We start from the raw sequence: 14,634 nt of genomic DNA on the forward strand, positions 1-14,634 counted from the left end.
ATGGGCAAGTCCCGGGACCGGATCATTCCCGCCGCCGAATGCCAGAACATGGATGAGGTGCGGCGGGAGATCGATCGCATCGATGAGCAGATGGTGGAGCTTCTTGCCGAGCGCTTCACCTATGTGGACCGGGCCTGGCAGCTGAAGATGGACACCGAGGAAGGGGCGACCGTGCCCTGGCGCATCCAGCAGGTGATCGACAAGGTGCGCGCCAAGGCCGAGGAAAAGGGCCTGCCCCCGGCGCTGGCCGAGGCCCTGTGGCGGCAGATGATCGGCTGGTTCATCCAGTATGAAGAGGAGCGCATGCGCCCGGGCGGGGATGATTCCACAAAGGCCTGACAGGCATTTGCGCCCCATTGAATCACGGCCTTGGCGTGTTCCGGCTGTACAGGGTGGCAGGCGATGCTGGGCGGCGCGGGCGAGGCGTTCCTACCGAAAGGGCTCCTGACCGCAAAGTCTTTTTGCGTGTTTCCGAAAGAGGCGCACTTGTCCTTGGTCAAGGAAGGCGGCCTGGCCGATGTGCTTGTTGTGCGCTGCCGGTCATGGCAGATCGGTCCGCGCGCCCTGCCGCAGGGTGATTTCGCGTCTTGTCCTGAGCGGCGGGACATGCTTCTGAAATACATAAACAAGCGCAAATCGGTGTGCCGCAACCGCCCTCATCGGCTTCATCTGCGGCATGACGGAAAACGGTGAGCATCTCAAGACAAGCGAGTTCGGCGAAAATCATGACCACGACGGCAGAAGCCATGCGCAGCCATGCGGGCTCCGCCTTTTTCGAGCGGGGCTTTCGTCCGTTCTTCTTCGGTGCCGGTGTCTGGGGGGCGCTGGCCCTGCCCGTATGGCTGTGGATGTTCGCCACAGGCAGCGACGTGCTAGCCTATGTGAGCGGGCGGGAATGGCACATTCACGAAATGCTCTATGGCTATCTCGCCGCAGCACTCACCGGCTTCACTTTAACGGCCGTGCCCAACTGGACCGGGCGCATGCCCGTTGTCGGCCGGCCGCTGGCCGCGCTTTTTGCCGTGTGGATCGCCGGCCGCATTGCCTTTTTCTTTTCCGGCGCAATGCCTGTTCTTGCCGCCGTCATCGATTCCGCCTTTCTGATCCTGCTGGCCGGGCTCATCTGGCGCGAGGTGATCGCCGGCGGCAATAAGCGCAACATTCCGGTCTGCGTGCTGGTTTCGCTGATCGCCCTTGGCAATATTCTTTTTCACATCACGCGCCTCACTGAGGTGACCCTCATCGATGAAACGTTCGATGAGCGTTTAACGCTTGTGGCCATCTCCCTGCTGCTGATGCTCATCGGCGGGCGCATCGTGCCGTCCTTTACCCGCAACTGGCTGATGAAACGGGGCATTCGCGACGAGGCCCGCCTGCCGGCGCCCTTCGGGCCCTTTGACCGTTCCACCATGGCCATGACCGTGGTGATCCTGCTTTTGTGGCTGTTCCTCCCCGACTGGAAGCTCACCGCCGCTGCCTTCGCCCTCATGGCGGTGCGGCATTTCATCCGCCTGCTGCGCTGGAAGGGGTGGACGACCTTTGCCGAACCGCTGGTGACCATCCTGCACGCCGGATATCTGTGGATCCCCGTCTGGTGCGCGCTGATGGCGGTTTCCATCGCCTGGCCCGATGTTCTGGACTATTCCACCGCCATTCATGCCTTGACCGCCGGCGCCATCGTCACCATGACGCTGGCGGTGATGACGCGCGCAAGCCTCGGCCATTCCGGCCGGCCGCTGACGGCGGACAGGATTACGCAGCTCATCTATCTGCTGGCCATTCTCGGCGCCATCGCCCGCCTTTTCGCGCCGCTTTCGCCCATGGGCTATGCACCGACCGTGCATCTTTCCGGCACGCTGACGGCACTCGCCTTTCTCATCTTCGCGGTGCACTACGCCAAGGTCTTCTTCCGCCCGCGCCTGGCCTGATCCCGCACGGCACACAAGCAATCCCGAATCCGTTTGCCGATCGGGTTGCCCCCCCATGCCCGTGATTGTAGCTCAGGGCGCTGGACAATCCCTGAGAAGCGAATACCATGGCGTGCAGGTTTGCCAGACCAGGGGGAAGCGGGCGCGATGGCTTCCATCTATGATTTGAAACCGCGGTTTCAGGCGCTGTTGCGGCCGCTGGTTGGGCGGCTGGCGAATGCGGGTGTGAGCGCTAATCAGGTCACCGTGGCGGCGATGCTCTTAAGCCTCGGGCACGGGGCGTGGCTGTGGTTGGCCGCGGACAAGACGCTGCCGCTCATCCTTCTGCCGCTCGTGCTGTTCTTGCGCATGGCGTTCAATGCCATCGACGGCATTCTGGCGCGGGAACACGGCATGAAGAGCAATCTCGGCGCGCTGCTCAACGAGCTGGGGGATGTGATCTCGGATGCGGCGCTTTATCTGCCCTTTGCGGCGGTCATCGCTTTCGGGGCGGTGCCGGCGGTGCTGGCCGTTGTTCTCGCCATCGTTTCGGAGATGACCGGCGTGCTCGGTCTCACCATCGGCGCCAGCCGCCGTTATGACGGCCCCTTTGGCAAGTCGGACCGGGCCTTTGCCTATGGCCTGCTGGCGCTTCTCATCGCTCTCAGTGTGCTTTCCGATACAACCGTGCGGGCGATCCTGTGGCTGTTTGTGGCCTTGAGCCTCGTGACCATTCTCAACCGGGCGCGGTGGGCGCTGAAAGAGGCGGAACAACGGCAAGGCGGCGCATGAAAGGGATGGAGAGGCCGGTTTGATGGTCATGCCGTTTGAAACGCTCGCTCCCGGGGTACTGATCATGGCGGGGCTCATCCTTTGCCTGCTCATTGGCGCGGAGGTGTTCCTGCGCCTGAAAGGGCGGGCGCTGCCTGCAGATCAGAGACGGGAGATCCGGGCGCGGCTGAGCACCTGGTGGGTAATCGCCGGGCTGTTTCTTTCCGCGCTCATTCTGTCGCCGGGGCTGTTCATCGCCTTTTTCGCCTTCGTCAGCTTTCTGGCGCTGAAGGAATATCTCTCGCTCATCCCCACACGCCGGGCAGACCGGCGCGTCCTGTTCTGGGCCTATCTGGCGATCCCCGTTCACTATTACTGGATCGCCAGCGGCTGGTACGGGATGTTTGTCATCTTCATTCCCGTGTACATGTTCCTGTTCCTGCCCTTTCGTATGATCCTGGCCGGGGAGACCCGCGGGTTTCTGAAGGCGGCGGGCACGCTGCACTGGGGGCTGATGCTGACGGTCTATGCCCTCTCACACCTGCCGGCCCTGATGGTGATGCCGCTGGCGCAGGAGGGCTTCTCCGGCGCCGGGCTTGTTCTGTTCATCGTCTTTCTCGTGCAGTTCAATGACGTGGCGCAATACATCTGGGGCAAGCGCTTCGGGCGGCATCGCATCGTGCCGGCGATCAGCCCCAACAAGACGTGGGAAGGCTTTCTCGGCGGCATGGCGACCAGCCTTATGCTCGCCCTTGGGCTGGCGGCGCTGCTGACGCCGTTCAGCCCGGTGGAGGCGGCCCTGATCGGGATTGCGGCCAGTGCTGTCGGCTTCATCGGCGATGTGGTGGTCTCGGCGCTGAAGCGGGATCTGGGCGTGAAGGACAGCGGCACGCTGCTGCCCGGGCATGGCGGTGTGCTGGACCGGGTGGACAGCCTGCTGTTCGCCGCCCCGCTGTTCTATCACTATGTGCGGTATATGCACGGGGGATGAGGCGGGGCGCGCAACGATGCACGGCAAAATCAACAGATTCTTGCGCTGGCTGTTCTTCGCTGTCGTGGTGCGGGCGCTGGTGCTTCTGGTGCTGGGCATGAACGTGCGCCATCGAGAGCGTCTGCCCGGCAAGGGGCCGGCCATTGTCGTTGCCAATCACAACAGCCATCTCGATACGCTGGTGCTGATGTCTCTGTTTCCGCTGCGTCTGCTGCCGCATCTTCGTCCGGTGGCGGCGATGGACTATTTCCTGCGCAACCGCTTCCTGGCCTGGTTTGCGCAAGAGATCATCGGCATCGTGCCCATCGCGCGCGGGCGGCCGAAGAAGGGGGAGGATCCGCTGGCGCCCGTTACCGCCGCCTTGAACCGCGGCGAGATCCTCATTCTCTATCCGGAAGGCACGCGCGGCGAGCCGGAGCGGATGAGCACCTTCAAGAAAGGAATCGCGCGGCTGGCGGAGCGGGCGCCGGATGTTCCGGTTGTGCCCGTCTATCTGCACGGGCTGGGCAAGGCGCTACCCAAAGGGGATTTCGTGCTCGTGCCTTTCTTCTGCGACGTGTTCGTGGGCACGCCCTTGCGTTACAAGGAATGTAAAGAGAGAGGCGCCTTCATGCAGGCGCTCATGGCGCGCATGAACGCCCTGGCCGCGGAGGGGCATTTTCCGCCCTGGGAATGATGCCCTTCTTTGATGAGCTTCCCCATTGAGGCGGGTATGGAGGATGCGGGCCTGGATGCCATGAACGAGGCACCTTCATCTTGCGGACCGAACAAAGAGGCGGCTGCCGGGCCGGCGCCGGACGCAGCGAGCGGTTCCCGCGCCCGTTTTGGCGAGATACTGGGCGCGTTTCTCTGGGGTTTTGCCGAGGCCACCTTCTTTTTCATCGTGCCTGATGTGCTGCTCTCCTTCATCGCCGTGCGGCGGGGCCTGCGCGTGGCGCTGAAGGGGGTGGGAGCTGCTCTCATCGGCGCGGTGCTGGGCGGCCTGCTCATGTATTCCTGGGGCGCGGGCGCGAAGCTGAAGGTGATCGTGCCGTTTCTGGACGTGATTCCCGCCATCTCCCGCACCATGATCCTTGAGACCCTGGCCGCGCTTGAGAAAAATGGCGCCAGCACCCTGTTCATCGCCGCATTCACCGGCGTGCCCTACAAGATTCCGGCGGCGCTGGCGCCGCATGCGGGGCTGTCGCTTTCTGTCTTTCTTGTCACGTCGGTTCTGGCGCGGGGATTGCGCTTTGTCTTGTCCGCCTTTCTAGCCGCCGGCATCGCCGCGCTCTGGCGCCGCACATTCCGTACGCTTTCTCCCTTATGGGCCTGGGCCGGTTTTTGGGCTGTGTTCTACACGCTGTGGTTCCTGCTGATGCCGTCGTGAAAACGGCGCCAAAATCCAGTGAACGCCCCGGCTTGCAGACCTGCGCGATACCGCGCGCTTCTGGTGTTGACTTCCTGCTTGTACATCTATTAATAGAACTTTTCTATAAATGGGTGCGGGTATGCGCGATTCTGCGCTTTTGCGTGCAACACCTTCATGCCACGGGCTTTTTCGCCGCATGCCTGCCAGATGGCACGACGTCAGGAGGGGGGATGACGATCATGATCATGCGGGGCGGCTTTGCCATCACGATTTTCGCCTGCGCTTTCGCGCTCAGCGGTTGTGGCGGCGGTGGATCGATAATTGAAATTGATTATCGAAATCACGAATTGAAAGGGGAAGCAAAAGGCTGGGGTTTTACTGAGGAAGCAGGAGCGCAGGGCAAAGCAGGCTATTTCAAACTTACGCGAGATTCTAATTATAATATGAAAAGCATAGAAATTGATGGACATGTATTTGATAAAAATTGTGATAAATATAATTTGGAATCAAAATGTGAAGATTCAGAAGGAAATGTAGCCAGTGTTTATAGTCTTTATGATTATGATTATATAGTTACGGCGAATTGGGTGCCTAAAGGGAAAAGTTGGCCCAAAAAAGCTTATATAGGTGCTGATATTCCAAATATATCTCCATCAAATGTTAAAATTTCTGGCTCTTACAAAGGCAAAGCCGAGATCCTATATGGCAATAAAAAAAGTAATCCTTCCTTCGCCATGGGTGATCTTAAGCTTAATATCAATAACAATAAAGTCAGCGGTACGGTGCAAAACTTCCGCAAGGATCCTTATGGAAGCAATCTCTCCTTGAGTGGGCGGTTTGACATCAACGGGTCTGTTTCCGGTAACAGGCTCAGCGCTTCGTTCGGTGGCAATCTGAACGGGGAAGAAATCGTGAGAAGCAAAAGCCGGATGGAAGGTGGCTTCTTCGGCCCAAAAGGCGAAGAAGTGGGCGGCGGTCTCTCCAGCGAAACCAAGAAAGGCACCCTCATTCGCGGCTTGTGGCACGCAAAGAAATGAATGCGCCAGAGCCTGACCACCGTCCGTATTCCGATTTACCGATCGCCAGCATATTATCATTCTGCAACATGTGCTTCATGAAATGCAGCAGGCAGAATGCCATTTATTTGGCTACTCACAAGGCGTTCGGCTGGCGCGCTCTCTTTGTAGATCTACTTGCCATTGCTTTCTTTTTTGCCGTTTCTGCTGCCAAGGCGGATGAGAGCCGGTCCATCATCGAGCGATGCAAAAGGCTGCCGTCGCATCCGGATCGCATGGAATGTGTCTTCCGCCATGGCATGGCGGCCAAGCGCCAGCGCCGTTATCGCGCCGCCATTCGCCTGTTTCGCCACATGCTGGCGCAGGAGCCGGATTTGCCGCGCGTGCGGCTGGAGCTGGCGGAAAGCTATTTTCTCATCGGCAATGATGCGCAGGCCGAGCATCACTTTCGCTATGCCCTTGGCAATGGCCTGCCGCGGCAGGTGGAGCAGAGGGTGCTTGCCTATCTCGACGCCATGCGTGAGCGCAAATTCTGGTCGGCCTCGCTGGACTTTTCCGTCATTCCGCAGAGCAACGTGAACCGGGCCACGAAGAAACGCGTGATCGTTCTGGGCGGCATTCCCTGGACGCTGGATGCGGAATCACGCAAACAATCCGGCCTGCGTGTGAATGCAAGCGGGGATTTCACCGCCCGCCCCTATCTGGCCGAAAATCTGCGCGGCCATGTGCGCCTCACGCCTTCCGTTTCCGCCACCACGGACGGGAAATTCCGCATTTCGCGGCTGAATGTGGAGGATCTTTCCTTTGCCAGCTGGACGCTGACCCTGAACGGCGAGCTGGGGCTCGTGTTTCTCGCCGATCTGCAGGAAGTCTCCGCCGGCGTGGCTCTTGGCCACACCTGGAGCGAGGGCGAGAGCTATCTGTGGACCTACGGCGGATGGCTGCGCATGCAGCGGGAGCTGGGTCCGCGCACGCTGGGATATGTCTCGCTTGCGCTGGACCGGCTGGATTACGCCAGCACCTCCAGTTACGAGGACGGCTGGGAATGGCGCGTCAGTCCCGTGCTCCGCCAGCAGCTGAACGCCTGGCTTGCGGCAACCGTCTCCGCCTCCTTCACCTGGCATGCCATCAAGCCGAAGGACGAGGCCTATATCAGCGGCGGCATTGGCCTTGGCCTCGATGCCATTCTGCCATACGACTTTTCTCTCTACACAGGCGTTAATCTTGATCGCACGCGCTATCAAAGAGCGGATGACGTCTTTGGCAAGCGGCGCAAGGACTGGAAAGTAACCGCAACGGTGCGCCTTACCTACGGCAAGTTCACCGCCTTCGACCTTGCGCCCTATATCCAGTATCAATACGAGCGCCGCAATTCCTCGATCTCCTTCTATGATTACGACAATCATTCCGTGAACATCGGCCTGACCAAGCAGTTCTGAAAACCTGCTGCCTTGGGGGCGATGCCCTTTCCTTCGATCAGGCCAGCGGGACGCCGGAGCGGCATTCATTCTGAACGGTCATCGACAAAGGCAGGCATTGACCTTCCGGCGCGGGCGTGAAACACTGCCGGAGCCTTGCAAGCGACTCGCATTTTCAGTTTGAATACACACATCTGCAAACCCGAATGAGAAACCATCAGGCAGGGAGGAGACGGTCATGACCATCGAGAAAGGGCAGCGCATTCCGCAGGCGACGGTGTTCGTCATGGGCGAGGCGGGGCCGGAGCCTGTGAACACCGAAGACTTCTTCAAGGGGCGCAAGGTGGTGCTCTTTGCCATTCCCGGCGCGTTCACGCCCACCTGTCAGGCACAGCACATTCCTTCCTATGTCAGCAACGCCGAGGCCCTGAAGGAAAAGGGCGCGGATGCCGTTGTGTGCATGGCGGTGAACGATCCCTTCGTGCTGGCAGCACAGGCCCAGGCCACAGGCGCGGATGGCAAGATCGACTTTCTTTCCGACGGCAATGCCGAATTCACCCGGGCCATGGGGCTGGAGCTGGACGGATCGGGCATTGGCCTAGGCACGCGCTCGCTGCGTTTCGCCATGATCGTGGATGACGGCGTGGTGCAGGAGATCTTCATCGAGCCCGATCCCGGCAAGATGACGGTGTCGTCCGCGGAAAACGTCCTTGAGCACATGTGATGCCCGGTCTCTCGAGCTCGGAGCGCTCCTAAGGCATGTCCGTCAAGTTTCCGGCGATGATTGTGCCGGCGGTTTGCCAGGTAAGCTGATGTGCAAAAACGGCGCCTTGCGTTACAGCTCAAGGAGAGCGTGCACCCGTTCCCGCACGAAGGGGAGGACTTCGGCCTCGAAGAAGGGATTGCGCTTCAGCCAGGCGTTGTTGCGCCAGCTTGGGTGCGGCATGGGAATGACGGGCGGAGCAAGGGTCAGCCCTTCCCGCCAGTGACGGACGGTTTCGGTCAGCGTGCGGCGGCACAAAGGGCCCAGGTGCCAGCGCTGGGCATATTGGCCGATGGCCAGGATGAGCGCGATATTGGGAAGGGCTGCCATGATGCGCGTGCGCCAGGCGGGGGCGCATTCCGGCCGTGGTGGCAGGTCGGCCCCGCGCTCGTTCTGACCGGGAAAGCACAGGCCCATGGGCACGATGGCGATGCGGCGGGCGTCATAGAAAATCTCCGGGCCGATGCCCAGCCAGGCGCGCAGGCGATCGCCCGAAGGATCGGTGAACGGCCGGCCGGAGGCATGCACGCGCGTGCCCGGCGCCTGCCCGGCAATGAGCAGACGGGCGGTTGGCGAGACCTGCAGGACGGGCCGCGGCGCATGCGGCAGGGCGGCGCCTTGCGGGCGGCGGCGGCAGATGTCGCAGGCGCGGATCTCTTCAAGCAGCGCGTCCAGATCTTCCGGCTGCTGCCGTTTCACGTCCTGCGGGGCGGGAGATTTCACGTCCCGGTCATTCATGGTCAGCATATGCCGTTTCAAGCCTTTTTCGGCGGCCAGGCGCTCATGGCCGGTCGCGCCTTCATGCGTGTCAGCCAGTCAGACAGGGCCTTGCGCCCTTCCGTGGGATTGATCCGCAACACGCGCATGAAGCGCAAAGCGACATAAAGCGTGATATCGGCAATGGAAAAATCATCCCCGGCCAGCCAGGGCACATCGGCAAGCCGTGCCTCCATGATATCCAGCGCCTGCATCACACGGTCGCGATTCACCGCGCCCCATTCGGGAATTTGCGGCCTTTCCAGCTTCTGCATGGCCGGATGCGTGTGCCGGAAAAGATGAAAGAAGGGCATGAGCACCTGAAACTCCGCGTGGCGGTTCCACATCTCCACCAGTGCCTGCCGCCTGGCATCATCGCCGCCGAACAGGGGCGGATCGGGCTTTAATGCCTCGAAATAGCGGCAGATGGCCATGGTCTCGGCAATGCAGGTGCCATCATCCAGCTCCAGCACCGGCACGAGGGCGAAGGGATTGCGGGCAAGGAATTCGGGGCGCTTGTGCTCCTCTGCATTGAGATCGAGCGGCACGGAGGACACATCGATGCCCTTTTCGGCGAGAAACAGGCGCACCCGCCCCGGGCTTGGCGCACGCGGATCCTCATACAGTCGCATCGGCGGAACACTCCTTCATGATCTTGCCCATCCTTCGGTCTGTCACCTTTTCCCTGCCGATTAAAGGAGATTTTACCAGGTCGAAGAAGCGGCTCTTAAGAGTTTTGCACTAACTTGGCCTTCCGAAAAGGCGCCCGAAAAGAAGCGCCAGAAAGACCGGGGCAGGACGACAGAGCTGGAAGGGAGCCGATCAGCGTGGGTTACATCGATCTCAAGGGATCCTCGGCACGGCTGTTGAAGACTACGGCCGCCACTGCATCGGACGCGCATGGCGGTGCGCATCTGGCCATGCGCGTTGAAAAGGACGCATCCGGTGCGGACGTGGCATCGGCAAAACGGCAAGGCGAGGAAACGCTGCTGCTCATCTTCGTGCGCAATCAGCTGCGGGTGGCGCTGGCGCTGCCCTTGATCGCGCTTCTGTTTTCGCTCGCCAATCTCTCCTGGAGCAATGTCTGGGCGGTGTTCACCTGGCTGGTTCTGGTGCTGATCGCGCAGGGCATTCAGGTGATCGTCTGTCATGCCTATGAAATTCACAGCCGCGGTAAACGCACGCGCTTTTCCCGCATCTTGCGCACGCAAACAGACTGGAACGGCCTGATCCTGGCCAGCGAGCTGCTTTATGCGCTCACCTGGGTGCTGCCGCTGTTCTCGCTGTGGGATGCAGGCAATACCCTGCAGCACATGTTCATGATCGCGGTGCTGATGGTGGTGGCGGCGGTGCGCATCCTCATCGCCTTCAGCTTTCTGCCCATCGTGCTGGCGGGCTCGGGCGTGATCACGCTGGCCATCGTGCTGCGCTGTCTGCTGGCGGGCGAGATGTTCTATATCTGGCTTGCCGCCATCGTGCTGATCACCGAGATCTTCTTCATCCAGCTCTCACGCCGTCTGCAGGAAACGGCGCAGGAAATGCTCATGCTGAAAGCGGAGCGCGAAGGGCTGATCGACAAGCTGGCGGCGGCGCGCGACCGGGCGGAAGAGGCGCGCCGGCGGGCGGAGCGGGCCAATCGCGCCAAGTCCATGTTCCTTGCCAACATGAGCCATGAGCTGCGCACGCCGCTCAATGCCATCATGGGCTTTTCCGAAATCATCGAGAAAGAGCTGTTCGGCCCGGTCAACGTACCGCAATACCGCGACTATGCCCATGACATCCGCGAATCCGGCCAGTATCTCTTGAGCCTGATCAACGACATTCTCGATCTTTCCCGCATCGAGGCCGGGCGCTTCGAGCTGCGCGAGGAGGCGGTGAACCTGGCGCGTCAGGTGGAGGAATGCATCCGCCTTGTCGCTTTTCGGGCCACGGAGCGGGGCCTGAAGATCACCACCGATATTCCGCAAGACCTGCCGGCGCTGAAGGCCGATCCGCGGGCGCTTCGCCAGATTCTGCTCAACCTGCTTTCCAATGCCGTGAAGTTCACGGATCGCGGCGGACGCATCAGCGTGCGGGCACGGCGGGCGCAAGGGGGCGGCCTGTGCATCAGCGTGATTGACAATGGCATCGGCATCGATCCGGCCGAGCTTGCGGATGTGCAACAGGCTTTCGCACGCGGAAAGAATGCCCTTGACGGCGCCGTGGAAGGTGCGGGACTCGGGCTGGCCATCGTCCATGGGCTGGCGCGGCTGCATGGGGCGAGCGTGCATTTCGACAGCCGCCGTGATGAGGGCACTACGGTGCATGTCATCTTTCCGCCCGAGCGCGTGGCCGAGGATGAAACCGATCTGGGGCTGGAGGCCTTCCTCGATCCGGAAGAGACAATCGATGACAACTGCAAGCGGCTGCTGGATGCGCTGGATGCACGCCCGGCCTGAACCAGCATCCGTTGAGACGTGTGGCGTTACCCGGCAGGAAAGACTTAAGCGTAAGATCTCTGAAGGAATGAAATAAAACGCCGGAACGGGATTTTATCCCGTTCCGGAACGTTTCGGCGGGGTATGTTACCCCGCCATTCACGCTTTAGGCCGGAATTATACGACCTCTTCCGGCGGGGTGTGACCACAAACGCAAAGGCGTTAGCGGACTCATTCCGCGGCGGGGCGGCGGGCCAGGCGGTTTCTCACCTCATCGAGCGCCTGCTGCAAAACCTCGATGCCGGCGCCGGGGCGCGTGGCGTTTTCGCTGATGTGACGGCGATAGAGGCGTGCGCCGGGCAGGCCATGAAAAATGCCGAGCGTGTGCTTGACCATGGCATGCAGCGGCACACCGCGCGCAAGCATGCGCTTAACATAGGGCATGAAACGCTCCACCGCCTCAACCGGCGATGCCACCGGCGCCGGTTCATCGAACAGCTCCGGATCGACACCGGCGAGCACCCAGGGCGTCTGATAGGCGGCGCGCCCCATCATCACGCCGTCCACATGGCGGAGCTGCTCCTGACAGTCCGCCATGGTGGCGAGCTCGCCGTTGATGATAATCTCCAGATCCGGGCGCCGCTGTTTGAGCCGGTGCACGCGCGCGCGGTTCAGCGGCGGCTTTGTGCGGTTGGCCTTGGGATCAAGCCCCTCAAGCCAGGCCTTGCGGGCATGAATGATGAAAGTGCGCACGCCGGCTTGGGCAACGATATCCACGAAGCGGTCAAGATCGGCATCGGCATCCATGTCATCCACGCCGATGCGGCATTTGACCGTCACCGGAACATCAACCGCCTGCATCATGGCCTCGGCGATGCGGGCGACGGTTTCAGGCTCCTTCATGAGCACGGCTCCGAAGCGCCCCTTCTGAACGCGATCGGACGGGCAGCCGACGTTGATGTTGATGGCATCATAACCAAAATCCGCGCAAATGCGGGCGGCCCTGGCCATCTTGCGCGGATCGGCGCCGCCCAGCTGCACCACCACGGGATGCTCCACCGGATCATATCCCAGCAGGCGCTCGCGGTCGCCATGAATGACGGCCTCGGCGGTGACCATCTCGGTATAGAGAATGGCGCGCCGGCTCAGGATACGGTGAAAAACGCGGCAATGCCGGTCTGTCCAGTCCATCATCGGCGCAACGGCGAAGGTTTTCGGAAAATGGCCGGCGCCGCTTTTCAGCCTGTCTGTCATCTTCGCCCAAGCATCCCGTATGTGCGCGTGCTGCATTATTATCGTTCCTCGCTTGAAGCATGCCGATGCCGGGCTGACAAGGCGGCGCTGCCTTGCCTTTCCGGCAGACGGGCCTTGTGAAAAGCAGCGGGGCGATTACGTATCGCGTTCCTTGAGGCGGCGGATGATGCGGTCGCGGGCGTGGGGTTCCTTCAGCCCCCGAGGGGTGAGCACATGGCGCTTGAGGAAAAAGCCGGTGAGCCGCAAGGCATCCGCCTGATCGCGCGCGGCGGGCACGGGGCGGTTCCCCTGCCCTTCCCCCTGACCATCCGGCCGGAGAAAGGCGGGAAGCGGTAGAAGCTTATCGGCATAGGGGCGGCCGGCTTCTTCAGAAACGGCGCGGCCGCTTTTGGGCGAAACCCAAACCAGCGGGCCTGAGCCACCGGCGGCGCAGCGCGACAGATCAAGGCCGAAGCCCAAAGTGGCCAGCAGGGCAAGCTCCAGCCGGGCAAGCAGGGCCGGCCAGATCGTCGGCTCGCCCAAGTGATCAAGCACGGTGCGGGCGGCCCTGAACATGGCAGGCTCGGGCTCGCGCTCCGGCAGCAGGTGCAGATCGGCCACGAGAAGCGCCAGGCCATCCAGCGCAAAGGGATCGGCAAGATGCCGGCCGGCAATGCCATCGATCAGCTCGATGCGCATCATGCCCAGCTGATCCTCCAGCCGGGCGCGCCAATCGGCCTGCACGATATTGCCGGGCTGCAAGAGAGGCCGCGCCTTTCGGCTTGCGCCGCCGGGTACCCTGCCCCGCCAGCGGCCGCGGTTTTGGGCGAGGACCTCGACAATAACGCCGCGCTCGCCATGGGGCCAGGTGCCGAGGATTATGGCCGTCTCCTTCCAGTCCATGGGCGCGATGTGGGGCGTTGCGCGGAAGGCTGTCAAGGGTGCTTAGGCCCGGCGGGTTTTGGGCCGGCGGGCTGAGGTTTTAGGCTGAAAAAGCCGTTAACCCTCCATCAACCATGAACGGGCAGAAGCCTTTGCGCTCTGGCCGCATAGAAGGTATAATTTTCAAAAAAGTGTGTGGCCATCCACTGGGAAGAGGGACAAGATTCTGCCCCATAAACAAGGGGATGGACTGGTTCTCATCATTAAAGTGCACACTATATAACGCTTTTTTGTCATGCCGGCGAAAGCCGGCATCTCGGGCCAAAAATGCATGAGTCTGCGGCCCGAGACCCCGGCTTTCGCCGGGGTGACGAGGAAGATAGAGAGCTTCTGTCGTGTAGTTTGAGTTTTCCTTTCTGGCATCACAAGATGCTCCGGCCGCTGCAGATAGCGATTCATGCCCCTCAGATATTGATTCAGGCACTTGAGAAATTGATTCAACGCCCTCTTTAGAAAGTGATTCACCTGTTTGAAAAACGGATTCGGCAACGCTTTATAACCCCCTGATTTCTCTTGCTTATCTCTTATTCCCCTCTTCGGCGTCCGTGCCGTTTTCCTCACGCGCCAGGGCCTCTTGCAGAGCGTTCAGATTGGTCTCGTCAAAAACGGTGATGCCATGGCGGGTGAGGAGCGCGGCGGTGACACCCCGGCCCTGTTTCAGGGTACCGGTAAAGGTGCCGTCATAGATGCCGCAGCAGCCGCAGGAGGGGCTGCGTGCCTTCAGAAGGGCGAAGCGGCAGCCTGCGGCCTGTGCCGCCTTCAGGGCGGTGTGCGCCCCTTTCAGGAAAGCGGCGGTGACATCCGCGCCCTTTTCATTGATGACACGGGCGCGGCGATCAAGGACATCCTCGCCTTCGCCGCCAATGATTTCCGCAGGGGGCCGGGGCGTGGGCAAGCCGCCGTCATGCTCCGGGCAAACGGGAATGAGGCGGCCTTCCTTCTGCCAGCGGCGCAGGCGCGGATCATTGAGCGGACGGCTGTCGCCGTCATAGCGCACCGGCTCGCCGAGCAGACAGCGGGAGATGAGAATGCGCGGCTTTTGCTCGTCCTCTGCCATGGCGTTTCGTTC

The 14,634-nt window shown here is 61.3% G+C and carries 16 protein-coding genes; 11 read left to right on the top strand and 5 right to left on the bottom strand.

Annotated features, from left to right (window positions below):
* The 10 genes from EK16_RS03585 to EK16_RS03630 all read left to right on the top strand — a co-directional run bounded on the left by EK16_RS03585 (position 1) and on the right by EK16_RS03630 (position 8,178).
* The gene (locus EK16_RS03585; protein ID WP_038034810.1) at positions 1 to 339 is read left to right on the top strand and encodes a chorismate mutase; all 339 of its coding nucleotides are present in this window, start codon (positions 1 to 3) and stop codon (positions 337 to 339) included.
* 63 nt (positions 340 to 402) lie between these two features.
* Positions 403 to 693 carry a hypothetical protein gene (locus tag EK16_RS03590; RefSeq protein ID WP_038034811.1) on the top strand — a complete coding sequence of 97 codons (291 nt, stop codon included), beginning with the start codon at positions 403 to 405 and terminating at the stop codon, positions 691 to 693.
* A gap of 32 nt (positions 694 to 725) precedes the next feature.
* The gene (locus tag EK16_RS03595) at positions 726 to 1,928 is read left to right on the top strand and encodes an NnrS family protein (RefSeq protein WP_038034812.1); all 1,203 of its coding nucleotides are present in this window, start codon (positions 726 to 728) and stop codon (positions 1,926 to 1,928) included.
* Between the two features lie 147 nt (positions 1,929 to 2,075).
* Positions 2,076 to 2,699 (top strand): CDP-alcohol phosphatidyltransferase family protein, encoded by a 624-nt coding sequence (locus EK16_RS03600; protein ID WP_038034813.1) that lies wholly within the window; start codon positions 2,076 to 2,078, stop codon positions 2,697 to 2,699.
* Between the two features lie 64 nt (positions 2,700 to 2,763).
* A complete protein-coding gene (locus EK16_RS03605; protein ID WP_231573593.1) occupies positions 2,764 to 3,669 on the top strand; it encodes a phosphatidate cytidylyltransferase in 906 nt (301 codons plus the stop codon).
* A gap of 16 nt (positions 3,670 to 3,685) precedes the next feature.
* Positions 3,686 to 4,345, top strand: a complete 660-nt coding sequence (locus EK16_RS03610; RefSeq protein ID WP_038034816.1) for a lysophospholipid acyltransferase family protein — start codon at positions 3,686 to 3,688, stop codon at positions 4,343 to 4,345.
* Positions 4,346 to 4,357: 12 nt separating this feature from the next.
* Entirely contained in the window at positions 4,358 to 5,038 is a 681-nt protein-coding gene (locus EK16_RS03615) for a YqaA family protein (protein ID WP_156098468.1), read from the top strand.
* A complete protein-coding gene (locus EK16_RS12155) occupies positions 5,035 to 6,057 on the top strand; it encodes a transferrin-binding protein-like solute binding protein (protein ID WP_156098469.1) in 1,023 nt (340 codons plus the stop codon). Before EK16_RS03615 ends, EK16_RS12155 begins: the two co-directional genes overlap by 4 nt.
* A gap of 254 nt (positions 6,058 to 6,311) precedes the next feature.
* Positions 6,312 to 7,475: a porin family protein gene (locus EK16_RS03625; protein WP_197059594.1), complete on the top strand. Its 1,164-nt coding sequence runs from the start codon at positions 6,312 to 6,314 to the stop codon at positions 7,473 to 7,475.
* A 217-nt stretch (positions 7,476 to 7,692) separates the two neighbouring features.
* On the top strand, positions 7,693 to 8,178 hold the full coding sequence (locus tag EK16_RS03630) for a peroxiredoxin (protein WP_038034821.1): 486 nt from the start codon (positions 7,693 to 7,695) through the stop codon (positions 8,176 to 8,178).
* Between the two features lie 111 nt (positions 8,179 to 8,289).
* On the opposite strand, the gene EK16_RS03635 is transcribed toward EK16_RS03630, so the two are convergent.
* A complete protein-coding gene (locus EK16_RS03635) occupies positions 8,290 to 8,955 on the bottom strand; it encodes a uracil-DNA glycosylase family protein (protein WP_051928897.1) in 666 nt (221 codons plus the stop codon).
* Between the two features lie 17 nt (positions 8,956 to 8,972).
* On the bottom strand, positions 8,973 to 9,605 hold the full coding sequence (locus tag EK16_RS03640) for a glutathione S-transferase family protein (RefSeq protein ID WP_038034822.1): 633 nt from the start codon (positions 9,603 to 9,605) through the stop codon (positions 8,973 to 8,975).
* Positions 9,606 to 9,800: 195 nt separating this feature from the next.
* Here EK16_RS03640 and EK16_RS11385 point away from each other — a divergent pair, with 195 nt between their 5' ends.
* The gene (locus EK16_RS11385) at positions 9,801 to 11,411 is read left to right on the top strand and encodes a sensor histidine kinase (RefSeq protein WP_051928888.1); all 1,611 of its coding nucleotides are present in this window, start codon (positions 9,801 to 9,803) and stop codon (positions 11,409 to 11,411) included.
* Between the two features lie 210 nt (positions 11,412 to 11,621).
* On the opposite strand, the gene dusA is transcribed toward EK16_RS11385, so the two are convergent.
* The 3 genes from dusA to EK16_RS03660 form a co-directional block, all read right to left on the bottom strand.
* On the bottom strand, positions 11,622 to 12,644 hold the full coding sequence (gene dusA, locus EK16_RS03650) for a tRNA dihydrouridine(20/20a) synthase DusA (RefSeq protein ID WP_081910226.1): 1,023 nt from the start codon (positions 12,642 to 12,644) through the stop codon (positions 11,622 to 11,624).
* A gap of 135 nt (positions 12,645 to 12,779) precedes the next feature.
* On the bottom strand, positions 12,780 to 13,562 hold the full coding sequence (recO, locus tag EK16_RS03655; protein ID WP_369793077.1) for a DNA repair protein RecO: 783 nt from the start codon (positions 13,560 to 13,562) through the stop codon (positions 12,780 to 12,782).
* A gap of 520 nt (positions 13,563 to 14,082) precedes the next feature.
* On the bottom strand, positions 14,083 to 14,622 hold the full coding sequence (locus EK16_RS03660) for a 2-thiouracil desulfurase family protein (RefSeq protein WP_038034824.1): 540 nt from the start codon (positions 14,620 to 14,622) through the stop codon (positions 14,083 to 14,085).
* Positions 14,623 to 14,634 lie beyond the last annotated feature (12 nt).

It is taken from the genome of Thermopetrobacter sp. TC1, from assembly GCF_000746275.1.
In the GTDB taxonomy this organism is placed as follows: Bacteria; Pseudomonadota; Alphaproteobacteria; order Rhizobiales; family Aestuariivirgaceae; genus Thermopetrobacter.